The sequence below is a fragment of the Streptomyces mutabilis genome (genome assembly GCF_014649815.1).
Lineage (GTDB): Bacteria > Actinomycetota > Actinomycetes > Streptomycetales > Streptomycetaceae > Streptomyces > Streptomyces mutabilis.
This window is the reverse complement of sequence record NZ_BMTT01000194.1, coordinates 1-619: the sequence shown is the minus strand read 5'-3', so window position 1 is coordinate 619 and position 619 is coordinate 1. Positions and strand designations below refer to the sequence as shown.

1 protein-coding gene is annotated in these 619 nt (G+C 30.4%); it reads right to left on the bottom strand.

What is annotated here, in order from left to right; all coding sequences use genetic code 11:
• Positions 1-358 (bottom strand): hypothetical protein (locus IE142_RS39980; RefSeq protein WP_268253002.1); only part of this gene is annotated, 358 nt, incomplete at its 3' end.
• Positions 359-619: the final 261 nt, after the last annotated feature.

The window sequence follows — 619 nt, the reverse complement described above, 5'->3', positions numbered from 1 at the left end:
CTTGTGAAGATGTTGTAGCAATATCTTGTGCAACATAACATTGTCGTGTATTGAGTTGACTATATTCTCCATAATTTCCACTTTTATATAGCACCACTCCATTTTTGTATACTTTATAAGTACCGACACCTGCACCAGATTTATTATTTATATCAATTGTGAAATAATCCCCTTTATCCTTAACTTTTTTGAAATTTTGTAAGTCCGGATTGCCACCACTATTTTTCATAGCTTGAATTGCTACAGCTTGTGCATCACGAGATGTTACTTCGGCTGCATGTGTCGTTGTGTCATTGACACTTGGAAATAATAATAATCCTGTTAATACAGTCGTTGCAATTAGAGAAATCTTTTTCACATTGATAACCCCATTTCGAATTGATGATATATGATGTATTTAAATTACTTTACGACTATAGTTTAGCACCTTGATTGCGAGATGATAGTAGTTTAAAAGAATTCAAATACAAATTTTAAGATACGTTAAAAATCTTAATAATCATAAACCATTGCTAATGATATAGCAGTAAAACAGACGGCAAGTATTGCTTCGTAAATAGCGAATCTTTAAGAATTTGTTAAATTGTTGTACATTTTTAAAAATAGTTAGTTTATAATT